The 21556-nt window shown below is 69.3% G+C and carries 21 protein-coding genes; 10 read left to right on the top strand and 11 right to left on the bottom strand.

Annotated elements, in window-relative coordinates:
* Nucleotides 1-13: 13 nt before the first annotated feature.
* The 6 genes from gyrB to dnaA all read right to left on the bottom strand — a co-directional run bounded on the left by gyrB (nucleotide 14) and on the right by dnaA (nucleotide 8617).
* Complete coding sequence (gyrB, locus tag AB0M80_RS08835) at nucleotides 14-1981, bottom strand: DNA topoisomerase (ATP-hydrolyzing) subunit B (protein WP_364560976.1); 1968 nt, start codon at nucleotides 1979-1981, stop codon at nucleotides 14-16.
* Nucleotides 1982-2178: 197 nt separating this feature from the next.
* Nucleotides 2179-2667 (bottom strand): DciA family protein, encoded by a 489-nt coding sequence (locus AB0M80_RS08830; protein WP_364560974.1) that lies wholly within the window; start codon nucleotides 2665-2667, stop codon nucleotides 2179-2181.
* Nucleotides 2668-2926: 259 nt separating this feature from the next.
* Nucleotides 2927-4081 (bottom strand): DNA replication/repair protein RecF, encoded by a 1155-nt coding sequence (gene recF / locus AB0M80_RS08825; protein ID WP_364560971.1) that lies wholly within the window; start codon nucleotides 4079-4081, stop codon nucleotides 2927-2929.
* Nucleotides 4082-4091: 10 nt separating this feature from the next.
* Nucleotides 4092-4982, bottom strand: a complete 891-nt coding sequence (gnd, locus tag AB0M80_RS08820) for a phosphogluconate dehydrogenase (NAD(+)-dependent, decarboxylating) (protein ID WP_364560968.1) — start codon at nucleotides 4980-4982, stop codon at nucleotides 4092-4094.
* 30 nt (nucleotides 4983-5012) lie between these two features.
* Nucleotides 5013-6146, bottom strand: coding sequence for a DNA polymerase III subunit beta (dnaN, locus tag AB0M80_RS08815; protein WP_364560965.1), 1134 nt, complete (start codon nucleotides 6144-6146; stop codon nucleotides 5013-5015).
* An 857-nt stretch (nucleotides 6147-7003) separates the two neighbouring features.
* Entirely contained in the window at nucleotides 7004-8617 is a 1614-nt protein-coding gene (gene dnaA / locus AB0M80_RS08810) for a chromosomal replication initiator protein DnaA (RefSeq protein ID WP_364560962.1), read from the bottom strand.
* A gap of 585 nt (nucleotides 8618-9202) precedes the next feature.
* Between dnaA and rpmH the strand changes: the two genes are divergently transcribed.
* From rpmH to AB0M80_RS08765, 9 genes are all read left to right on the top strand, one after another.
* Nucleotides 9203-9346, top strand: a complete 144-nt coding sequence (gene rpmH / locus AB0M80_RS08805; RefSeq protein ID WP_116205226.1) for a 50S ribosomal protein L34 — start codon at nucleotides 9203-9205, stop codon at nucleotides 9344-9346.
* Nucleotides 9347-9368: 22 nt separating this feature from the next.
* Nucleotides 9369-9806 (top strand): ribonuclease P protein component, encoded by a 438-nt coding sequence (rnpA, locus tag AB0M80_RS08800; protein ID WP_364560959.1) that lies wholly within the window; start codon nucleotides 9369-9371, stop codon nucleotides 9804-9806.
* 5 nt (nucleotides 9807-9811) lie between these two features.
* Entirely contained in the window at nucleotides 9812-10129 is a 318-nt protein-coding gene (gene yidD, locus AB0M80_RS08795; protein ID WP_364562003.1) for a membrane protein insertion efficiency factor YidD, read from the top strand.
* Nucleotides 10130-10134: 5 nt separating this feature from the next.
* Nucleotides 10135-11286, top strand: a complete 1152-nt coding sequence (gene yidC / locus AB0M80_RS08790; RefSeq protein ID WP_364560957.1) for a membrane protein insertase YidC — start codon at nucleotides 10135-10137, stop codon at nucleotides 11284-11286.
* A 30-nt stretch (nucleotides 11287-11316) separates the two neighbouring features.
* Nucleotides 11317-11874: a R3H domain-containing nucleic acid-binding protein gene (locus tag AB0M80_RS08785; RefSeq protein WP_364560954.1), complete on the top strand. Its 558-nt coding sequence runs from the start codon at nucleotides 11317-11319 to the stop codon at nucleotides 11872-11874.
* A gap of 65 nt (nucleotides 11875-11939) precedes the next feature.
* The gene (locus tag AB0M80_RS08780; RefSeq protein ID WP_364560952.1) at nucleotides 11940-12398 is read left to right on the top strand and encodes a DUF6886 family protein; all 459 of its coding nucleotides are present in this window, start codon (nucleotides 11940-11942) and stop codon (nucleotides 12396-12398) included.
* A 107-nt stretch (nucleotides 12399-12505) separates the two neighbouring features.
* Nucleotides 12506-13198, top strand: a complete 693-nt coding sequence (gene rsmG / locus AB0M80_RS08775; RefSeq protein ID WP_364560949.1) for a 16S rRNA (guanine(527)-N(7))-methyltransferase RsmG — start codon at nucleotides 12506-12508, stop codon at nucleotides 13196-13198.
* Between the two features lie 56 nt (nucleotides 13199-13254).
* Nucleotides 13255-14199, top strand: a complete 945-nt coding sequence (locus tag AB0M80_RS08770) for a ParA family protein (protein WP_364560946.1) — start codon at nucleotides 13255-13257, stop codon at nucleotides 14197-14199.
* A complete protein-coding gene (locus AB0M80_RS08765; protein ID WP_364560943.1) occupies nucleotides 14196-15197 on the top strand; it encodes a ParB/RepB/Spo0J family partition protein in 1002 nt (333 codons plus the stop codon). The genes AB0M80_RS08770 and AB0M80_RS08765 overlap by 4 nt, the downstream gene beginning before the upstream one ends.
* Before the next feature lie 133 nt (nucleotides 15198-15330).
* On the opposite strand, the gene AB0M80_RS08760 is transcribed toward AB0M80_RS08765, so the two are convergent.
* Together AB0M80_RS08760 and AB0M80_RS08755 are read right to left on the bottom strand one after the other, a co-directional pair.
* The gene (locus AB0M80_RS08760; RefSeq protein WP_364560940.1) at nucleotides 15331-16275 is read right to left on the bottom strand and encodes a D-alanine--D-alanine ligase; all 945 of its coding nucleotides are present in this window, start codon (nucleotides 16273-16275) and stop codon (nucleotides 15331-15333) included.
* Between the two features lie 37 nt (nucleotides 16276-16312).
* Nucleotides 16313-17644, bottom strand: coding sequence for a PLP-dependent aminotransferase family protein (locus AB0M80_RS08755; RefSeq protein WP_364560937.1), 1332 nt, complete (start codon nucleotides 17642-17644; stop codon nucleotides 16313-16315).
* A 212-nt stretch (nucleotides 17645-17856) separates the two neighbouring features.
* Here AB0M80_RS08755 and AB0M80_RS08750 point away from each other — a divergent pair, with 212 nt between their 5' ends.
* Complete coding sequence (locus AB0M80_RS08750; protein WP_364560934.1) at nucleotides 17857-18501, top strand: GNAT family N-acetyltransferase; 645 nt, start codon at nucleotides 17857-17859, stop codon at nucleotides 18499-18501.
* A 208-nt stretch (nucleotides 18502-18709) separates the two neighbouring features.
* On the opposite strand, the gene AB0M80_RS08745 is transcribed toward AB0M80_RS08750, so the two are convergent.
* The 3 genes from AB0M80_RS08745 to trxB form a co-directional block, all read right to left on the bottom strand.
* Nucleotides 18710-19858, bottom strand: coding sequence for an N-acetylmuramoyl-L-alanine amidase (locus tag AB0M80_RS08745; protein WP_364560931.1), 1149 nt, complete (start codon nucleotides 19856-19858; stop codon nucleotides 18710-18712).
* A 337-nt stretch (nucleotides 19859-20195) separates the two neighbouring features.
* Entirely contained in the window at nucleotides 20196-20519 is a 324-nt protein-coding gene (gene trxA / locus AB0M80_RS08740; RefSeq protein WP_364560928.1) for a thioredoxin, read from the bottom strand.
* 33 nt (nucleotides 20520-20552) lie between these two features.
* Nucleotides 20553-21545, bottom strand: a complete 993-nt coding sequence (gene trxB / locus AB0M80_RS08735; RefSeq protein ID WP_364560925.1) for a thioredoxin-disulfide reductase — start codon at nucleotides 21543-21545, stop codon at nucleotides 20553-20555.
* Nucleotides 21546-21556: the final 11 nt, after the last annotated feature.

Raw genomic sequence — 21556 nt, 5'->3', positions numbered from 1 at the left:
GGAACGGGGACGCCTACACGTCCAAGAAGCGCACGTCCTTGGCGTTGCGCGTGATGAACGAGCGGCGGGCCTCGACGTCCTCGCCCATCAGGACCGAGAACAGGTCGTCGGCCTGGGCGGCGTCGTCGAGGGTGACTCGACCCAGCAGCCGGTTGGCCGGGTCCATCGTGGTCTCCCACAGCTCTTCGGCGTTCATCTCGCCGAGACCCTTGTAGCGCTGGATCGCGTCGTCCTTCGGGAGCCGCTTGCCGGCCTCGACGCCCGCCCGGATGACGGCGTCGCGCTCGCGGTCGGAGTACGCGTACTCCGGCTCGGCCCGCGGCCACTTGATCTTGTACAGCGGCGGCCGCGACAGGAAGACGTGGCCGTGCTCGATCAGCGGGGTCATGAACCGGAACAGCAGGGTGAGCAGCAGCGTGGTGATGTGCTGGCCGTCGACGTCGGCGTCGGCCATCAGCACGATCTTGTGGTAGCGCAGCTTCGACAGGTCGAACTCGTCGTGGATGCCGGTGCCCAGCGCGGTGATCAGCGACTGGACCTCGGTGTTCTTGAGGACGCGGTCGATGCGGGCCTTCTCGACGTTGATGATCTTGCCACGGATCGGCAGGATCGCCTGGTACATCGAGTCCCGGCCCTCCTTGGCCGAGCCGCCGGCCGAGTCACCCTCGACGATGTAGAGCTCGCACTCCTCCGGCTTGGTGGAGCGGCAGTCCTTGAGCTTGCCGGGCAGGCCGCCGATGTCGAGCGCGCCCTTGCGGCGGACCAGGTCACGCGCCTTGCGCGCGGCCATCCGGGCCTGCGCCGAGGAGATCGACTTGTTGATGATCGTCTTAGCCTCGGTGGGGTTGCGCTCGAACCAGTCCGCCAGCCACTCGTTCGACGTCTGCTGCACGAACGTCTTGGCCTCGCTGTTGCCCAGCTTGGTCTTGGTCTGGCCCTCGAACTGCGGCTCGGACAGCTTGATCGAAACGATCGCGGCGAGACCCTCGCGCACGTCGTCACCGGTCAGGTTGGTGTCCTTCTCCTTGAGCAGCTTCTTGTCGCGCGCGTACGTGTTGACGACACGGGTCAGCGCGGCGCGGAAGCCCTCTTCGTGGGTGCCGCCCTCGTGGGTGTTGATCGTGTTGGCGAACGTGTAGACCGACGGCGTGAAGCCGTTGTTCCACTGCATGGCGACCTCGACCTCGAGGCCGGTGCCCTTGGCCTCGAAGGAGATCACGCTGGAGTGGATCGGGTCCTTGCTGCCGTTGATGTGCTTGACGAAGTCCTCGAGCCCACCCGGGTAGCAGTAGGTCTTTTCCTTGATCCGGGCGACCTTGCCCTCGGCGTCCGCCTCGGTCTCCTCGTCGGCGACGCGCTCGTCGCGCAGGGACAGCGTCAGTCCCTTGTTGAGGAACGCCATCTCCTGGAGCCGGCGCGAGATGTTCTCGAAGTTGTAGGTCGTGGTCTCGAAGATGCCCGAATCGGCCCAGAAGGTGATCGTGGTGCCGGTTTCCGACGCCGGCCCGAGGTCCTCGAGCGGGCCCGGCACCTGGTTCGTGTACTCCTGGCGCCAGCTGCGGCCGCCGTACTTGATTTCGGCGAGCAGCTTCGTCGACAGCGCGTTCACCACGGAGACGCCGACGCCGTGCAGGCCGCCGGACACGGCGTAGGAGTCGCTGTCGAACTTGCCGCCCGCGTGGAGCACGGTGAGCACGACCTCGAGGGTCGGCTTCTTCTCCTTGGGGTGCATGTCGACCGGGATGCCGCGGCCGTCGTCGACGACGCGCACCCCACCGTCGGCGAGGAGGGTGACCTCGACCTTGGTGGCGTGCCCGGCCATCGCCTCGTCGACGGAGTTGTCGACGACCTCCTGGACGAGGTGGTGCAGCCCGCGTTCACCGGTGGAACCGATGTACATGCCGGGGCGCTTGCGGACCGCTTCGAGGCCTTCGAGCACCGTGATCGACGACGCGTTGTACTCGTGCTTGTTCTCGGTCACCGGCGTTGATTCTCCTCGTCTCGCCCGAGCGGACACTCGCTCCCGCTCAGTGTACTTGGCCGCGTCCGCTGACATGCGGCAAGGACACCCCTGAACGCCTCACAGACGGACGAAATCGGTTCGAGCCGAGTCTTGACGTAGTTCGAGAGGTCTGAATGCGTTCTCGGCGCATTCAACCGAGCATCACGCAACCCAGGTCAGCCGTACGTGTCACGGGGGCCGCGACCCGACACGTGGCGGGGCCCTTTCCGCCAGCTCGGGGCGGTCGGACCCTGGATCCGCATCCGCTTGACGACGCCGTTGCCGACCCCCGCCGCGATCTTGGCCAGCAGTTTTCCCTGCAGCAACCGCAGCTGGGTGGCCCACGCCGTCGAGCTGGCGCGGACGGTGAGCTCGCCGTCCTTGAGCGCGACCGGCTGCGCGTGCTCGGCGACGTCTTCGCCGACCAGCCGCCCCCACTGCGCGAAGACGCGGGCGCTCGTGACGCTCTCGTTCCAGCCGCGGTCCTTGACCAGCCGGGAGACGAGCCGGCCGAGCGGCTGCGGGTCGCGCGCGTCCGCACCCGGCCCCGACCAGCGGCGGCGCCGGGGGTTCTGCCCTGCGCCGACGACGGGGCGCCGGCGGCCGGGCGGGACCCCTCGCTCCTTGGCTTTGGCCTTCGCGGCCTCGAGCGCGGCGTGCGCCAAGTCGCGGCCGGTCGTCGGCGCCCCGTTCGGAGCAGCGTCGTTCTCACTCTCGGTGTTCGGCGAACGCTTCTCGGCCGGACTACCCCCCGAGCGAGGGGCGTCAAGCGGCCGTTTCGGCGGTTTGGTCACGCGGGGCGATAACTCGGCCACGGGTTTATCCACACTGTCCACAGGTTTGTCCCCAGATCGGTGGGTAACCGCTGTGTCGGCGATCACAGGGGGTGTCCGGTTCGATCTTGCCGACCCCCGTCCGCCCTGCTCAGCCACGCGAGATCTCCCCATCCGCCACCACGAACCGGTGGCCGGTCAGCTCCCTGGGTACGTCTTCGTCGACCGCGGCGGTCACCAGCACCTGTTCGGCACCCGTGGCCACCTCGGCGAGCCGGGCCCGGCGCTTGCGGTCCAGCTCGGCGAACACGTCGTCGAGCAGCAGCACCGGCTCGCCCGCCTCCGCGCGCAGCAGCTCATAACTGCCGAGCCGGAGGGCGAGCGCGAACGACCACGACTCGCCGTGACTGGCGTAGCCCTTGGCCGGCGCCTCGCCCAGGATCAGCTCCAGCTCGTCGCGGTGCGGGCCGACCAGGCTGATCCCGCGCTCGAGCTCGGCCTTCCTGGCCTCTCCGAGCGCCTTCAGCAAGACGTCTTTGAGGACACCGGGTTGCGCGCGTTCGCTATCCGGTACGCCATACGTCTCCGGCATGGCCGCACCCAGCGACGACCGGTAGGAGATAATCGCCGGGCGAGAGTCCGGCGCCACCCCCATGTACGCCGAAGCCGCGTACGGCGCGAGGTCGGCGACGAGGTTCAGGCGCGCGGCCAGCAGTTCGGCACCCGTCACCGCGAGGTGGTCGTCCCAGACCTCGAGCGTTGACAGCGCGTACGGGTCTTCACGACCGGTGCGTCGCTTGCCCGCCGTTTTCAGGAGGGCGTTTCGCTGCTTCAGCACCTTCTCGTAGTCCGCACGGACCCCGGCGTACCGCGGCGCGCGCAGCACCAGCAGCTCGTCGAGGAAGCGGCGCCGCTCACCCGGATCACCCCGCACGAGCGCGAGGTCCTCCGGGGAGAACAGCACCGTGCGCAGGATCCCGAGCACGTCGCGCAGTCGGCCGACCGCACCGCGGTTGACCCGGGCGCGGTTCGCCCGGCCGGCGGTGATCTCGAGCTCGACGGTCAGCTCGCGGTCTTCGTTGACCACCGCGACCCGCACCAGCGCGCGCTCGCAGCCGTGCCGGATCAGCGGCGCGTCCGTCGCGACGCGGTGCGAGCCCAGCGTCGCGACGTACCCGATCGCCTCCAGCAGGTTGGTCTTGCCGCGGCCGTTCTGGCCGACCAGCACGGTCGGCCCCGGTTCGAGGGCGAGATCGGCCTGTGGCCAGGAGCGGAAATCGGTGACCTGCAGGTGCCGCAGATACACCAGAGACTCCCTACCCGCCGATCTTCTTCACGGCGTGCCCGCCGAACTGGTTGCGCAGTGCGGCAACCGCGCGCATCGCAGCCGAGTGCTCCTGCCGCGAGGCGAACCTCGCGAACAGCGCGGCCGAGATGACCGGCGCCGGCACCGCGTTGTTGATCGCCTCTTCCAGCGTCCAGCGGCCCTCGCCCGAGTCCTCGACGTAGCCCTCGAGGTCGTCGAGCTCCGGGTCTTCGTCGAGCGCGCGCACGAGCAGGTCGAGCAGCCAGGACCGGACGACCGTGCCGCGCTGCCAGCCCTTGATGACGGCGGGCACGTCGTTGACGACCTTGGCCGCCTCGAGCAGCTCGAAGCCCTCGGCGAAGGCCTGCATCATGCCGTACTCGATGCCGTTGTGGATCATCTTCGCGTAGTGGCCCGCGCCGACGTCGCCCGCGTGCGAGAAGCCCTCTTCGCGCGGACCCTCCGGACGCAGCGCGTCGAAGATCGGCATCGCCCGCTCGACGTCGGCGGCCGCGCCGCCGACCATCAGGCCGTAGCCGTTGTCCTTGCCCCACACGCCGCCGGACACGCCGCAGTCCAGGTACCCGATGTTCTTGGTCGCCAGCAGATCGGCGTTCAGCTTGTCGTCGGTGTACTTGGAGTTGCCGCCGTCGATCACCATATCGCCTTCGGCGAGCAGGTTGCCCAGCTCGGTGATGGTCTGCCGGGTCGGCTCGCCGGCCGGCACCATGATCCATACGATCCGCGGAGCGTCCAGTTTGGACACGAGGTCTTCGAGCGAGGTCGTGTCGCTGACGTCCGGGTTGCGGTCGTAGCCGACCACTTCGTGACCGGCCGCGCGCAGCCGCTCACGCATGTTGAAGCCCATCTTGCCCAGGCCGATCAGACCGAGCTGCACCATGAGATCCCCTTACGTACGAACAAAAGCGGGTCAGCCCGGGAGGCGGACCGGCATCAGGAGGTAGAGGTAACCGGGGACGACGTTGCCCTCGGCGTCGGCGGGCTTGATGAGCGCGGGCCGGTTCGGCGTGGTGAACGTCAGCTCGGCCCGGTCGCTGTGCAACGCGCCCAGGCCGTCCACGAGGTAACCGGGATTGAACGCGATGGTCACCGGCTCACCTTCGTACTCGACCTGCAGCTCTTCTTCGGCGCTGCCCTCGTCGTCGCCGCCCGCGGACAACCGCAGCGTGTTGTCCCCGAACTCCAGTCGTACCTGAGTCCCCCGCTCCGCCACCAGCGAAACGCGCTTGATGGACTCGGTGAGAGCGGACACGTCGATGACCGCGCGTGAGCTGTGCGACGCGGGCAGCAACTGGCGGTACGGCGGGAACTCGGCGTCGAGCAGGCGGGTCGTCGTGTAGCGCCCGGAGCCGGACAGCCCGAGCAGGCCTTCGCCGCTGGCGAGCGCGAGGCGGATCGTGGCGCCGCTCGCGCCGAGCGTCTTGGCCGCTTCGGCGAGGGTGCGCGCCGGGACGAGCACCGCGGCGTCGGCCAGTCCCTCGGCCGGCTGCCAGGTGAACTCGCGCATGGCGAGCCGGAACCGGTCGGTCGCGACCAGGGTCAGCGAGCTGCCGGAGATCTCGAGCCGCATGCCGGTCAGCATCGGCAGCGTGTCGTCCTTGCCCGCGGCGACGACGACCTGGGTGACGGCCTGGCCGAACGCGTCGCCGGCGAGCTCGCCCGCGAAGGCGGGCTGGGACGGCAGCTGCGGGTAGTCCTCGACCGGCATGGTCGGCAGGGAGAACCGCGCGCTGCCGCACGTGATGGTGGCCCGCGAGCCGTCCACGGAGATCTCGACCGGCTGCGCGGGCAGCGCCTTGGTGATGTCGGCGAGGAGGCGCCCGGACACGAGCAGGCGGCCGCCGTCGGCGATCGTCGCCGGGACCCCGACCGTGGCGGAGACTTCGTAGTCGAAGCCGGAGACCGTCAGCGCATCGGTTTCGCCGTCCGAACCGGCGTCGAGGAGGACACCGCCCAGCACCGGCACCGGAGGCCGGGACGGGAGGCTTCTGGCCACCCACGCGACGGCGTCGGCGAGCCCGTCACGCTCGACGCGGATCTTCATGCGCCCATCCTTTCGACGATCGAACCCACTGCGGGCTCGGACCAGGCCTCGTTCTCGCTGGACAGGGACCGGCTGCCCCCTCCGGCCGGTCCGCCCTCCGCATGAGCGGCCGGAGCGTGGACCAGGTGCAGGCATCCACGTTAGGCCGTCACGGGCCCTGCCGTCACTTCGGCCTCCCCTTGACTTTGTCGACTTGACGACACGATCTCGCGGCTGTCCCCAACTTCGTCCTCCGCCTGTTTTTATCTTTTTCTCTCTAAGAAGAGATTTAAAGGCAGTAACAGTAGTAAGTGCTGTGGATTGTGTGGATTGAGCTCGTTCGCGCAGGTCGGACGGCCTGCGGGGCTGTGGAGAACCATGGTGGCAACCCTGTGGGCAACTCGGGGCGTCCGTGGATGGTTTCGGCCACCCCCCGATTCGTCCACAGATCGGCCCAGTTGTCCCCACGGTTGTCCCCAGGTGTGGGGCGATCTGTACCCAGGGTCTGGGGGTGCGCAGAGGGCCTGAACCGCTCTTCCGAGTGATCGGCTCCTCCTGTGCACAGCATGTGGGCAACCTGTGGAATCAGCGTGGACAAGGGTGTGGACACCCTGTGGATGGCCTGTGGGCGGGGTGTGGACGGATTCCAGGTCGCCGCTGGTGGGGGATCCGTTGGCGCTGTGGGCAATCTGCCCACACGGTGGGGAAAACCCCTTGTGTACAAACAATTTTGACGAGTTTGCGAAGCACGCGTACACGGCTTCGCTGCTTCGCGGGCGTACGCGCGCTTCACGGTCCTAGGTGGACACGCGAAAACGGCTTCGGGGCGCCCATCCGATGTGGACGCCCCGAAGCCGTTGTGAGATAAGGAAGAGCTACTACTGGCGGGCGCGTTGCTTTATGCGCGACGTCAGCTCCTGCACCTGGTCGTAGATCCGCCGGCGCTCGGCCATCTCCTTGCGGATCTTCTTGTCCGCGTGCATGACCGTCGTGTGGTCGCGGCCGCCGAACGTCTGCCCGATCTTCGGCAGCGACATGTCGGTCAGCTCGCGGCAGAGGTACATCGCGATCTGGCGGGCCGTGGCGAGCGCTTTCGTCTTGCCGGGGCCGCACAGGTCGTCGAGCGTCACGTCGAAGAACTCCGACGTGACGCCCATGATGGTCGGCGCCGTGATCTCCGGCGCGTGCGAGTCGGGGATCAGGTCGCGCAGCACGATCTCGGCGAGCGCGCTGTCGACCGGCTGCTGGTTCAGCGACGCGAACGCCGTGACGCGGATCAGCGCGCCTTCGAGCTCGCGGATGTTCGCCTCGACGCGCGAGGCGATGAACTCGAGGACCTCGCCCGGTACCGCCAGCCTGTCCTGCGCCGCCTTCTTGCGAAGGATCGCGATGCGCGTCTCGAGCTCGGGCGGCTGGATGTCGGTGATCAGACCCCACTCGAACCGCGTCCGCAGCCGGTCCTCCAGCGTCTCGAGGCGCTTCGGCGGGCGGTCGGAGCTGACGACGATCTGCTTGTTCGCGTTGTGGAGGGTGTTGAAGGTGTGGAAGAACTCTTCCTGCGTCCCTTCCTTGCCCTCCAGGAACTGGATGTCGTCGACGAGCAGGATGTCGATGTCGCGGTAGCGGCGCTGGAAGGCGACCTTGCGGTCGTCGCGCAGCGAGTTGATGAAGTCGTTCGTGAACTCTTCGGTCGAGACGTACCGGACGCGCATGCCCGGGAAGAGCCGTTGCGCGTAGTGGCCGACCGCGTGCAGGAGGTGCGTCTTGCCGAGCCCGGACTCGCCCCAGATGAACAGCGGGTTGTACGCGCGGGCGGGCGCTTCGGCGACGGCGACCGCGGCCGCGTGCGCGAAGCGGTTGGACGCGCCGATGACGAACGTGTCGAAGGTGTACTTCTCGTTCAGCTTCGTCTTCGACGTCTGCGGCTGCGCCGGCGCGGTGTACGGCTGGCCGGCGATCGGCTGGCCGGAGAACGTCGGCCAGATCTCGTGGACCGCGGCGAGCGCCTCGCCCTCTTCGTCGACTTCCTCGTCGGTGTCGTCGCCGTCGTCCGGCTTCGACGCGACGGCTTGGTGCGGCGGCATCGGCGGCGCGGGGTCGGCGGGCCGCGTCGGCGGCATCATCGGCGCGCCGTTGCCCGGCATCGGCGCGGCGGTTTCGGGACTTCCGCCGTTTTCCACTCGGCCGGGTGACGGCACGTAGCGGGGCGCGGGCGCGGGAGCGACGGCCTCGGCGCTGTCGACCTTCACCGCGAGCGAGATGGCGCGGCCGAGCCGCCGGGAGAGCGCGTCGGTGATCGCGCCGCGCAGCCCGCGTTCGATCGCTTCCTTCGCGAAATCGCTGGGCGCGGCCAGGAGCGCCGTGCCGTCGAGCAGGCCGATGGGACGGGTCACCCGCATCCAGGCGCGCTGCTGGGGGGACAGGGTCCCGTCGGACAGTTCGCGTACCACCTGTTCCCAGATGACGCCCAGATTGTGCTGGTGATCCGACACCTGTCTGGCTCCCCTCCCCTCGTCGGCGTGGACGGCCGAACCGGCCCCGGAACGCCCGGTCACTCCACCCGGCGATCACAGGGAACCTGTCCGCGCACCGGCACAGCGAATATCCACATAGTTGTCCACAGCTGTGCACTAATGTACGGCGACCCGCGGGCCCGCCACCTGCGGGCTCGTCGTACGCCGGTGGGCACTCCACCACCGGATACTCGTGCACCTCGACCGGTGACCCGAGAGGGGCACGCTAACAAGCCCCGCTCCTGGCCACAAGGCATCCTGGGCGGCCAGCATTTCACGGTGCGCGGCCGGTGGCCATTCGGTGTCACGGCGTCGACGTCGACGCGCCCGGCGACCGGTCGCGTACCGTGGCCGAGGGGGTGCTTACCGACCGTCCGACGGGGGTGCGTACCCTCGTAAGGTCTCCCGTATACGACGGGTGCGTTTCGCGTGCCCACGTTGTCGTTGCTCGTCGTGACGAGACCACACGTTGGTAGGAGACACCAGAGACTGCCGTGCGCCCGCACGACACGCCAGGCGGGGGGAAGGAATTGTTCCCGCCCGACGCGACACACAGGAGAAGCAGTGAGCAAGGGTAAGCGCACCTTCCAGCCGAACAACCGCCGCCGCGCGAAGACCCACGGGTTCCGCCTGCGTATGCGGACCCGCGCCGGCCGGGGCATCCTGGCGGCCCGCCGTCGCAAGGGCCGCGCTGAGCTGTCCGCCTGATCGCACCCGATCGAGGCGCGCCGTGCTGCCGGCTGCCGCACGCCTGCGGCGGAGTGAGGATTTCCGCGTGGTTCTCCGTCGCGGGTCCAAGGCAGGCAGGCGCCGCCTCGTCGTCCACGCGCTGACCACGGACCCGTCCGCGGCCGCCGACGCTCTGCAGTCGGCGGCCAGGGCGGGTTTTGTGGTGAGCAAGGCCGTCGGCAACTCGGTGGTCCGCCACCGCGTCAGCCGGCGATTGCGTCATCTCGTTTCGGCCCGGCTCGGAACACTGCCCGCCGGCACTGCGTTGGTCGTACGGGCATTGCCGCCGTCGTCGACCGCGTCCAGCGCCGAGCTCGGGTCCGATCTCGACGCCGCGTTGCGTCGGCTGGGGCTTCTGTCGTCGCGCCGTCCGGCCGGGGATGTCCCCCGCCCGACGCGTCCCGCGGACGCGGCCCCCGACCACGGATCAGCGGTGTGACCGGCATGCGAGCCACCCCCGAGCACGACCACGACGTGGAGCCCGAGCCCCCGAGGCCGGGTCCCGTCGCCTGGGTCCTGCTGCTCCCCATCAAGCTCTACCGCAAGGCGATTTCGCCCTTCCTCCCACCGGCTTGCCGGTTCTACCCGAGCTGCAGCGCGTACGCAGTCGAAGCCCTCACCCGGCACGGCGCCGGCCGCGGCTCCTACCTCGCGCTGCGCCGGCTGCTGCGCTGCGGCCCCTGGACGCCACCCGGCCGCGACCCCGTGCCCGACACGTTCTCGTGGCGCCACCGCAGACCCGAAACACCGATCGAGGAGTAGCAGCAGTGCTCGATTTCATCTACTACCCCGTGTCCTTCATCCTCTGGTGTTGGCACAAGGTCTTCGGACTGGTCTTCGGGGAAGCCTCGGCAATCGCGTGGATCCTCGGCATCATCTTCCTGACGTTCACCGTGCGCGGCATCATGTTCAAGCCGTTCGTGAACCAGGTCCGGTCGATGAAGAAGATGCAGGACTTCGCGCCGGAGATGAAGAAGATCCAGAAGAAGTACGCGAGCGACCGGCAGCGCCAGGCCGCGGAGATGCAGAAGCTCCAGAAGGAGCACGGCGTCAACCCGCTGGGCAGCTGCCTGCCGATGCTGCTGCAGATCCCGGTGTTCATCGGCCTGAACCACGTCCTCCGCGCCTTCACGATGCCGCCGCCCGGCGGGGGCCCGAAGACCGAGAACTACTTCTTCACCCAGCACGACGTCCAGTCCTACGTCAACGCGAAGCTCTTCGGCGTCAACCTCGGTGAGGCCGTCTACAACGGTGTCGGCGTCGTCAGCGGCGGGGCCGCGAACGTCGGCTTCCAGTGGGGCGTCCTCCCGGTCGCGCTGCCGCTGATGATCGTCGCGTCCATCGCCACGCACCTCACCGCGCGGCACTCGGTGGCCCGCCAGAACGCCGCGTCGGCCACCCCGCAGACCGCGATCATGAACAAGCTGACGATGTACATCTTCCCGCTCGGTGTCCTCGTCTTCGGTGCGCTGTTCCCGCTCGGTCTCCTCTTCTACTGGCTGGCGAACAACGGCTGGACCCTGATGCAGCAGCGCCTCGTCTACACGAAGATCGACAAGGAAGAAGCGGCCCGCAAGGCGGAGGCCGCGGAGAAGCGCGCGACGCTCGGCCCGAAGCCGGGTCAGAAGCCGACCGCGCCGAAGGTCGGGCAGAAGCCGGTCCAGCAGAAGAAGAACCAGCCCGCCCAGACCGGCTCGCAGAAGAAGGTCGCCAAGGCGGGCTCGGCCCACGGCTTCGCCCAGCTCACGCCCGCGGAGGCCGCCGCCAAGGCGGCGGAGGCCGCGAAGGCGGACGGCGCGACGGCGGCGGATCAGCTCCCGGCCGACACCAACGGCCAGAACGGTTCGAAGGACAACGGCACCGACGTGCCGGGCCTTCTCAAAGACTCGACCAGGAAGTCGGGCCGGAAGCGCCGCTGAGGCGCGACCGGTCCGGAGAGGAGACGAATGATGTCGGAGACGATCGACACGATCGACGCCGATCAGGACGACGTGGCCCCGGCCGACGACGAGGCGGGCGAGCAGAAGGCGGGAGGTGGCGACGACGACATCCTCGTGCGGGAGGGTGACATCGCCGGCGACTACCTCGAGCGGCTGCTGGACCTGCTCGACTACGACGGTGACATCGACCTGGACGTGGAAGCCGGCCGCGCGATCGTGAGCATCGACGGCGGCGAGGACCTCGAGAAGCTCGTCGGCCCGCGCGGCACGGTGCTCGAGGCGCTGCAGGAACTGACCCGCCTGGCGGTCCAGCAGGAGACGGGCTCCCGCAGCCGCCTGATGCTGGACATCGCGGGCTGGCGCGCGGACCGCCGCGAGGAGCTGCGCGAGCTCGGCCGTTCGACGGCGGAGTCGGTCCTGAAGAGTGGCGAGCGGGTGCGGCTGCAGCCGATGAGCCCGTTCGAGCGCAAGGTCGTCCACGACGCGGTGGCGACGGTCTCGGGGGTCATGAGCGAGAGCGAGGGCGAGGATCCCAAGCGTCGCGTGGTGATCTTCCCGGAGTCCTGAGCTTCGGTGCTCGAAGCGGCCCCACCCGACTGGTTCGGGTGGGGCCGCTTCTTTGTGTGCTAGGTGTGGCTCATGCGTCCCGCGCGCGGCAGTGCCCGCGCGGGACGGCGTGGGTGGCGGCGGGAACGTCGGCTGACGATCGCTCGCGGATCGTGGGGCCGGGCAGCGGCTCGCGGGTCCACGCGATCGAGTACGGGTGGCTCGAGGCGATGTGGACGGTCCGGCTGTTCGCGTACCGGTTCCCGGCATCGGCGTTCGAGCCGTTCGGCGAGCACCGCCACGCGATGGTGGCGGTGACCCCGGCGGCGCCGCTCGGCCCGCCGGAGCCGGTCGGTGATCTGCTGGCGTTGCACGCGTCGGCGGGGATCCAGCTGCGGGTGCTGGCGAACCTCTGGGACTTCGTCGACGCGGCCGCGGCGAGCTCGTCGGGCTCAGCGGCATCCGGCTGGGGAACGCGGCGCCTCGGCGGAGCGAATTGCACGCGTGATGTTTCACGTGGAACGGTCACAGCCGCCGCCGGCTGAGTGGAGTTGTCCACATCTGCGGTCTGTCGGCTCGTTTTCGGAGCGCCATCGGGGACAATCGAACGAGCACGGTTTCACGTGAAACCGGCGGACGAGGAGTAGACGGAGTGAGCTTGGAGCAAGCCGCGGGGGCGGTGCGGGCCGCGGCGGAGCGAGTGTTCGGTGAGCACGTCGACCAAGCGGCCGGGTACGTCGAACTCCTGGAGCGCCACGGCGTTGAACGTGGGCTGATCGGTCCCCGGGAAGTCGAGCGGCTGTGGGAACGGCACGTGCTCAACTCGGCGGTGATCGGCGAGCAGATGCCCGAGGGTGCCCGCGTCGTCGACGTCGGGTCGGGGGCCGGGCTTCCGGGTGTACCGCTGGCGATCGCGCGACCGGACCTCGATATCGTCTTGCTCGAACCGATGGCCCGCCGGGTGGACTGGCTGGCCGAGGTGGCCGAGAAGCTGGAACTCCCGATCACCGTCGTCCGTGGACGCGCGGAGGAGGGGCCTGTGCGTGAGCAGCTCGGTGGCGCCGACATCGTCACCGCTCGCGCGGTCGCCCCGCTCGCTCGTCTCGCGGACTGGTGCTTGCCGCTGGTCCGTCCCGATGGCTTCCTGGTCGCCCTCAAGGGCGCCAGCGCGGCGGACGAAATCGATCGGGACGGTGCCGCCATCCGCAAGGCCGGCGGCGGCGATCCCCTGATCGTCGAGTGTGGCGCGACGGTGCTCGAGGTCCCCAGCACGGTCGTGAAGATCCGCCGCCTGCCGTCGAAGACGGTGTCGGGCAAGCCGAAGGTGCGGAGCAGGAAGCGTTAACGGGTCGCGATGTTCCACGTGAAACGACGCGGCTCGACCACCGACCAGACGTCTAGATGGAGGAGGTGTCGAGACCGGTGAATCCCCCGCCGTCCGACTCCACGGAGACCAGCCACGACGTGGGCTGGACGCCGATCGCCGAAGAAGCCACCCGCGCCGCGCGTCTGCTGCACCCGGAGCGGACCCTTCCCCGCCCCGGCCACCGTCGGGTGATGACCGTCGCCAACCAGAAGGGCGGCGTCGGCAAGACCACCAGCACGGTCAACCTCGCCGCCGCGCTGGCCGTCCACGGGCTCAGGACGCTCGTCGTCGACCTCGACCCGCAGGGCAACGCGAGCACCGCGCTCGACGTCGACCACCGATCCGGGACGCCCTCCATCTACGAGGTGCTCATCGGCGAGGTGACGCTCGCGGAGGCGGCTCAGCCGACCGAGCAGTCCCCCAACCTCTTCTGCGTCCCGGCGACGATCGACCTCGCCGGCGCCGAGATCGAGCTCGTCTCCATGGCTTCACGGGAGTCCCGGCTCAAGGAGGCCATCTCCTCGGAGATCCTCGACGAGATCGGTGTCGACTACGTCCTCATCGACTGCCCGCCGTCGCTCGGCCTCCTGACGGTCAACGCGATGGTCGCCGCGCAGGAGGTGCTGATCCCGATCCAGTGCGAGTACTACGCCCTGGAAGGGCTCGGGCAGCTGCTGAGCAACATCGAGCTCGTGCAGCAGCACCTCAACCGCGAGCTCCACGTCTCGACGATCCTCCTCACCATGTACGACGGCCGGACCAAGCTGGCCGACCAGGTGACGAACGAGGTGCGGAACCACTTCGGCGACACCGTGCTGAAGACCGTCATCCCGCGCAGCGTGAAGGTGTCCGAGGCACCCGGGTACGGCCAGACCGTGCTCGCCTACGATCCCGGTTCGCGTGGGGCGATGAGCTACGTCGACGCGGCCAAGGAGATCGCCGAGCGCGGCGCAAAGATGGAGAAGGGTAGTTCGACATGACCGAGCGTCGAGGAGGGCTGGGGCGCGGCCTCGCCGCCCTGATCCCGACCGGACCCACCGGCGGTGCTCCCCTGCCCGCGCCCGGCGACGGGGCGGCGGCGGACAAGAAGGCGGCGGACGAGAAGGGCTGGTTCGCGGCGAACGGTCAGGCGAAGCAGCACAGCGGCGAAGTCGCCGGCGCCGTCTACCGCGAGATCCCCGTCGGCTCGATCAAGCCGAACCCGAAGCAGCCGCGGCAGGTCTTCGACGAAGACGCGCTCGCCGAACTCGAGCACTCGATCCGCGCGTTCGGGCTCATGCAGCCCATCGTCGTCCGCGAGCTGGGGAACGACGAGTACGAGCTCGTCATGGGCGAGCGGCGGCTACGCGCCTCGCAGCAGGCGGAGCTCGAGGCGATCCCGGCGATCGTCCGGCAGACCGCCGACGAGTCGATGCTCCGCGACGCGCTCCTGGAGAACATCCACCGCGTCCAGCTGAACCCGCTCGAAGAGGCGGCGGCGTACCAGCAGCTGCTCGACGAGTTCGCGGTCACCCACGAGGAGCTGGCGAGCCGGATCGGCCGCAGCCGTCCGGTCATCACCAACACGATCCGGCTCCTCAAGCTCCCCCTGCCGGTGCAGCGCCGGGTGGCCGCGGGCGTCCTTTCCGCCGGGCACGCGCGCGCGTTGCTGTCGCTGGAGGACGCCGAGAGCCAGGAAGAGCTCGCCGCGCGCATCGTCGCCGAGGGCATGTCGGTCCGGGCGACGGAGGAAGCCGTCACGCTCAAGAAGAGCGAGAAGCCGGCCAAGCCGAAGGCCGCACCGCGCAAGCCGATCCAGGCGCCGGGGTTGCAGGAACTCGCGAACCGGCTTTCGGACCGCTTCGACACCCGCGTGAAGGTCGACCTCGGCCGGCGCAAGGGCCGGATCGTGCTCGAGTTCGGCTCGGTCGACGACCTCGAGCGGATCGTCTCGATCATCGACGCGAATGAGGCAAATCGGACACAGAATTCCGACTAGGGATCACCCCGGGGTGTTTCGTCACGGTGATGATTGCGCATCGGAGCCGCGATGAGCACACCCGGTAATGATCGTTCGCGACACGAAAAAGGCCACCACGGACGTCCCGTAGTGGCCTTTCGCGCGAAGAGGGTCAGCGTGAAATCGCGCGGCCGATCAGTTCGGCGAACACCGTGCCGAGCGACTTGCCCGCCGCGTCGATGGCCATCGGGACGGTCGACGTCTCGGTGAGGCCCGGCGACGGGTTCACTTCGAGGAAGTGGACCGTGCCGTCCGCGGCGACGATCGCGTCGGTCCGCGAGATGTCCCGCAGCCCCAGGACGCGGTGCGCGGCGACAGCGAGTTCGGCCACCGCCTTGGCCGCCGCGTCGTCGAGCCGGGCCGGGGTGAAGAAGTCCGTCAGGCCGGCCGTGTAGCGGGCCGTGTAGTCGTACACGCCGCTCTCCGGGACGATCTCGACCGCGGGGAGGGCCTCGGGCCCGTTCTCGCCCTCGATGACCGTCACGGCCACCTCGACCCCGTCCACGAGCCGCTCGGCGAGCACCGTGTCGCCGTAGGCGAAGCAACCGACCATCGCCGCGGGCAGTTCCGCCGCTTCGCGCACCACCTGGGTGCCGAGCGCCGAGCCGCCCTGGTCCGGCTTGAGGATCAGCGGCAGGCCGAGGCGCTCCACCATCGCGTCGAGCACCGCCTGGGCACCCAGCTCGCGGAACGTGCTGTGCGGCAGCACCACCCAGCCCGGCGTCACGAACCCGGCGTTCTCCACCAACGCTTTCGCCGTCGGCTTGTCCCACGCGCGGCGGCAGCCCTGGGAGCCGGTGCCGACGAACGGCACGTCCAGCATCTCCAGCACCGTCTGCACCGAGCCGTTCTCGCCCTCACCACCGTGCAGGGCGACGACCACCGCGTCCGGCCGCTGCGTGCGCAGGCGCTCCAGCAGCCCCGCGTCGGTGTCCCACTCCTCGATGCCGAGGCCTTCGGACTTCAGCGCCGCGGACAGCCGTCGTCCGGACCTCAGCGAGACGTCGCGTTCGTGCGAGAGCCCGCCGGCGAGCACGGCAACGGTACGGTCGACCACCGTGGAAACTCCTTAGCTAGAACCGGAAATCAGTCGATCAGACCGTGTCCGGTGAAGGGTTCTGCGGCCCCTGGATCTGGCGCGAGCCCACGTTACCGAAGGTGCGTGCGAGGTCCATTTCGGACTCCAGCACGGCGGCCAGCCGCCGCACGCCTTCGCGGATCCGCTCCGGCGTCGGGTAGCAGTAGGACAGCCGCATCTGGCGGCTGCCGAAACCGTCGGCGTAGAAGCCGGTGCCGGACGCGTACGCCACCCGGGCGGTCACCGCGCGCGGCAGCATCGCCTTGGTGTCGACGCCCTCCGGCACCGTCACCCAGACGTAGAAGCCGCCGTCCGGCTTGGTCCACGAGCAGCCCGGGGGCAGGTGCTGGTCGAGCGCGGACAGGATCGCGTCGCGCCGCTCGCGGTAGTTCTCGCGGAACTTCTTGATCTGGCCCTTCCAGTCGTGCGTGGCCAGGTAGCGCGACACGATCATCTGGTTGAACGTCGGCGGGCACAGCGTCGCCGACTCCGCGGCGAGCACGAGCTTCTCCCGCACCGCGTGCGGCGCGAGCACCCAGCCGACGCGCAGGCCGGAGGCGAACGTCTTGGAGAACGAACCGAGGTACACGACGTTGTCGGGATCGGTCGACCGCAGCGCCGGGTACGTCTGACCGTCGAAGCCGAGCAACCCGTACGGGTTGTCTTCGACGACCAGGACGCCGTGGGTGCGGCAAATCTCCAGGATCTCCGCGCGGCGCTCGACGGCCAGCGTGACGCCGGCGGGGTTGTGGAAGTTCGGGATCGTGTACAGGAACTTGACCCGGCGGCCGGCCTTCTCGGTCCGGGTGAGCGCCTCGCGCAGGAGCTCGGGCACCAGGCCGTGGTCGTCCATCGCCACGTGCACGACCTGCGCCTGGTACGCGGCGAACGAGCCCAGCGCGCCGACGTACGAGGGGCCTTCGGCGATCACGACGTCACCCGGGTCGCAGAACAGCCGCGTGACCATGTCCAGGCCCATCTGCGAGCCGACGGTCACCACGACGTCGTCCGGGTGCGCCTTGATGCCCTCCAAGGCCATGATTTCGCAGATCTGCTCGCGCAGCACCGGGATGCCGTGCGCCGAGCCGTACTGCAGCGCCACCAGGCCGTCTTCGGCGATGATCTCCGCGACCTGCGTGGACAGCGTGTCGAGCGGGAGCGCCGCCAGGTTCGGCATGCCGCCGGCCAGCGAAACCACCTCGGGCCGGCTGGCCACCGCGAACAGCGCCCGGATCTCGGAGGCGGTCATCCCGGCGGTGCGGGCGGCGTACCGCTCGAGGTGCGGGTCGAGGTTCTGGCGGCCGCTCTGGGCCACCTTCTGGGGCTTGCTGGGGCGGTTCTCGGTCATCGACGTTCACCCGGGGCTCGGCGGACACGGTCACTCCCGCGGGAGCTGGTGGATCCCATCGAGTGTAACCGGGCACCCATCCGGACCCCCTGGCCTTTCGGTGCTCGTCACATCGGCCTATCCTCGACCGTGGCTCCCGTGTTCATGCTGTGGATTTCGCGCGGCTTGACGACCGGGCAGCCCGGTCGGAGCGCAGGTCAGGGAGGTCGCGAGTGTCGCGTCGCGTCGTGGGCGTCACACTGGACAACCTGGAGCACCTGCCGAAGAGCTGCCGCCGGTGCGTGTACTGGGAACTCGCCCCGCACCTGAAGCACCAGGCCGAGGAGTTCGGCGCCACCGAGGTCGAGAAGGAAGCCTGGGTTTCGAGCGTGCTGCTCGAGTGGGGTTCCTGCGGCCGCATCGTCTACAGCGACACGTTGCCGGTCGGGTTCGTGCTGTACGCACCGCCGAACGCCGTCCCGCGCGCGCTGGCCTTCCCGACGTCGCCGCCCAGCGCGGACGCCGTCCTGCTGACCGCGTTCCAGGTGCTGCCGGAGTTCCGCGGCGGCGGCCTCGGCCGGATGCTGGTCCAGGCGGCCGCCAAGGACCTGACCAAGCGCGGCGTCCGGGCGATCGAGGCGTTCGGCGACGCTCGTCCCGACGAGGCCGACCCGGACGGCGGCCACAGCTGCGTCCTGCCGGCGGCGTTCCTGCAGAGCGTCGGCTTCAAGACGGTCCGCCCGCACCAGAAGTGGCCGCGTCTGCGGCTCGAGCTGCGTTCGGCGATCACCTGGAAGGAAGACGTCGAGGCGGCGCTGGAGAGGCTGCTCGGCCAGGTGACGATCACCACCGCCGAGCCGAGTCTTGGCCGCGCCTGACCTTCCCCGCAAACGTTTGCGCCGGGTTTCCACCTGCGCGGAATCCACGCGTGCACAACTGTGGAAGAAGTGCCGAGTTATCCACAGAGCCCTGCTAGGAGCGGTGGACAAGCTGTGGAGAACTACCCCGAAACCTGGGGACGCGCGCCGCGCGTCCCCAGGGGTGGTGGGGCAGGTGAAGGTGAGCCGCTAGGGGTTGTGGTCGGCCCTATTCGGCCTTGGCGAGCTCGTGCGCCAGGACGTCGGCGAACGTGAACGTTCCCGTCGGCTGGTCGCCCTCGCCGAGGAGGTACAGGCGCTTGACGGCGATCAGGATGCCCTCCGCGACGATGTCGCGGAACGCCGGGTCGCCGAGCTTGCGGGCGTCGTCCGGGTTCGTCAGGTAGCCGATTTCGACCCGGACCGCCGGGCAGCGGGTGCGGGTGAAGATCTCCCACGTCTTGTAGTGCGTGCGGCAGTCCAGCATGCCCGTGCGGGCCGCGACCTCGCGCTGGATGAAGCCGGCCAGCAGCTCACCCACCGTCGACGTCGTACCGTTGCCGGTGCCGAAGTGGAAGCTCGCGATGCCCTGGGCGCGCGGCGAACGGTTGCTGTCGCTGTGCAGGGACAGGAACAGGTCCGCACCCGCGTCGTTCGCGAAGCGGGCGCGCTCCAGCTCGGTGGGGCTGTGGTTCGGGCCGCGGGAGATCAGCGCCTCCATGCCCGTGGCCTTCATCCGGCCCTCCAGGCGGCGCGCGAGGTCCCACGCGATGTCGGCTTCGCGCAGCTTGCCGGCGACCACGCCGAGGTCGTCGCCGCCGTGGCCCGGGTCGATCACGATGCGCTTGCCGCGCAGGCGCGGCCCGGCCTGGCGCACCTGCTCCTGCTCGCGCAGGAACACGGGGCGGCCGCCCCGGGCCCGCGGCGAGGACAGGCGGTGCAGCTCACGGATGGTCGCGGGACCGCACATGCCGTCCGGTGTCAGGCGCATGTCGCGCTGGAACGTCTTGAGCGCGCGCTCGGTCTGGGGACCGAAGTAGCCGTCGGGGCGGCCGGCGTCGAAGCCGAGCTCGGTGAGCCGCTCCTGCAGGGTGAAGACGTCGTCGCCGTGGACGGGGGAAGCGATCATGTACGACAGCGGGCGGCTGCCCAGGTGGTAGCTGGCGCCCTTGAGCGCCTGGAACGTCGCCTGACCCACGACACCGTCGGTCATCAGCCCACGACGCTGCTGGAAGGCACGGACGGCGCTCTCGACGGCAACGTCGAACGTGTCGTAGTCCTCGGTACCGGTGACCGGCGGGAGCAGGTCCATCCCGGCCAGGATGGACCTGATCTCGGCGACGTCCGGACCGGCGTCACCGCGGCGGAGTACCCGCATGCACTCCTCGCTCTTCCTCAGGCACCGACTTCGGGGTCTCGGTGCGTGGCAGGACTTCGGGAAAACCTTCGCTGGGACGAGCCCAGGTCCTCTATTGTGCCTTGCCAACTCTGGGTGACAGCGCAGGCCCGGTAGGTACTCCTCCCATGCCCCCGCCACCACCCTCAACGGAGGCGCTTCGCGCCGCAGTGTTTGTCAAGGGCCTGATCGTGGAGTACCCGCGGTGGCTCTCGTCACGCTCGATTCACCCACACGGAACAGAATCCCCCGAAAGGCGAAGAACCCGGGGCCCGCGGGAGGGTTCCCGCAGGCCCCGGGTTCGCCGGGGTCGTTCGGTTCAGAGGACGTCGGCGAGGTCCGACAGCAGCGCGGCCTTCGGCTTCGCGCCGACGATCTGCTTCACCGGCTTGCCGCCCTGGAACAGGATCAGCGTCGGGATGGACATCACCTGGTAGTCACGCGGTGTGTTCGGGTTCTCGTCGATGTCGATCTTGGCGATGGTCAGCTTCTCGCCGTTCTCGGCCGCGATCTCCTCGAGCACCGGTGCGACCATCTTGCACGGGCCGCACCAGGTGGCCCAGAAGTCGACGAGGACCGGCTTCTCGCTGGTCAGAACCTGGTCGACGAACGTCGCGTCGGTCACCTTCACGGTGTTGGACATGGTTTCTCCTTCGAGTGGTTGAACGCCGGAAAGTCAGTTGGTGCCCGCGCCGTAACCGCCGCCGACCAGCTCGGCCGCCTCGTGGGCGTCTTCCTCGCCGTGCTCCGCGAGCCATCGTTCCGCGTCGATCGCGGCACTGCACCCCGAGCCCGCGGCGGTGATCGCCTGCCGGTAGGTGCGGTCCACCAGGTCGCCGGCCGCGAAGACGCCGTCCAGGTTGGTGAACGAAGTGCGCCCCTGGGTGAGCACGTAGCCGTCCTCGTCCAGCTCGACCTGCCCGCGCACCAGCTGGCTGCGGGGGTCGTGGCCGATCGCGACGAAGAAGCCCGACACGTCGAGCGTCGACTCGGAGCCGTCCTTGGTGTCCTTCAGCTGCACGGCTTCCACCTTGCCGTCGCCGAGCACGCCGGTGATCTGCGAGTTCAGCTGCCACTTGATCTTCTCGTTCGCGCGGGCGCGCTCGAGCATGATCTTGGACGCGCGGAACTCCTCGCGCCGGTGGACGATCGTGACGGACTTCGCGAACTTCGTCAGGAAGGTCGCCTCCTCCATCGCCGAGTCGCCACCACCGGCGACCACGATGTCGTGGTCGCGGAAGAAGAAGCCGTCACAGGTCGCACAGGCCGACACCCCGCGGCCGAGCAGTTCCTGCTCGCCCGGCACGTTCAGGTACCGCGCCGCCGCGCCCATGGCGAGGATGACCGCGCGGGCGGCGTAGCGCTTGCCGTTCGCGTGGACGTACTTGACGTCCCCCGTCAGCTCCAGCGACTCGACGTCCTCCGCGCGCAGCTCGGCGCCGAAGCGCTCGGCCTGCTTGCGCATCTCCTCCATCAGGTCCGGACCCATGATGCCGTCGCGGAACCCGGGGAAGTTCTCGACCTCGGTCGTCGTCATCAGCGCGCCGCCGAACTGCGTGCCCTCGAACACCAGCGGTTCAAGCTGGGCCCGTGCCGCGTAAACGGCAGCGGTGTATCCGGCAGGACCCGACCCGACGATGATCAGGTTCCTGATTTCCTCGGCAGCCACCCGTGACCTCC

Origin of the sequence: Amycolatopsis sp. NPDC051045 (genome assembly GCF_040682955.1) — a bacterium.
GTDB lineage: Bacteria > Actinomycetota > Actinomycetes > Mycobacteriales > Pseudonocardiaceae > Amycolatopsis.
This window is presented reverse-complemented; position numbering and strand designations above follow the sequence as displayed.

Bases quoted from the DNA above. Each gene is read 5' to 3' on its own strand.
- dnaN (WP_364560965.1), bottom strand. From the start codon at position 6,146: ATGAAGATCCGCGTCGAGCGTGACGGGCTCGCCGACGCCGTCGCGTGG.
- yidD (WP_364562003.1), top strand. From the start codon at position 9,812: ATGCGAGCCACCCCCGAGCACGACCACGACGTGGAGCCCGAGCCCCCG.
- AB0M80_RS08770 (WP_364560946.1), top strand. From the start codon at position 13,255: ATGGAGGAGGTGTCGAGACCGGTGAATCCCCCGCCGTCCGACTCCACG.
- trxA (WP_364560928.1), bottom strand. From the start codon at position 20,519: ATGTCCAACACCGTGAAGGTGACCGACGCGACGTTCGTCGACCAGGTT.
- gnd (WP_364560968.1), bottom strand. From the start codon at position 4,982: ATGGTGCAGCTCGGTCTGATCGGCCTGGGCAAGATGGGCTTCAACATG.
- AB0M80_RS08745 (WP_364560931.1), bottom strand. From the start codon at position 19,858: ATGCGGGTACTCCGCCGCGGTGACGCCGGTCCGGACGTCGCCGAGATC.
- AB0M80_RS08785 (WP_364560954.1), top strand. From the start codon at position 11,317: ATGTCGGAGACGATCGACACGATCGACGCCGATCAGGACGACGTGGCC.
- AB0M80_RS08755 (WP_364560937.1), bottom strand. From the start codon at position 17,644: ATGACCGAGAACCGCCCCAGCAAGCCCCAGAAGGTGGCCCAGAGCGGC.
- AB0M80_RS08765 (WP_364560943.1), top strand. From the start codon at position 14,196: ATGACCGAGCGTCGAGGAGGGCTGGGGCGCGGCCTCGCCGCCCTGATC.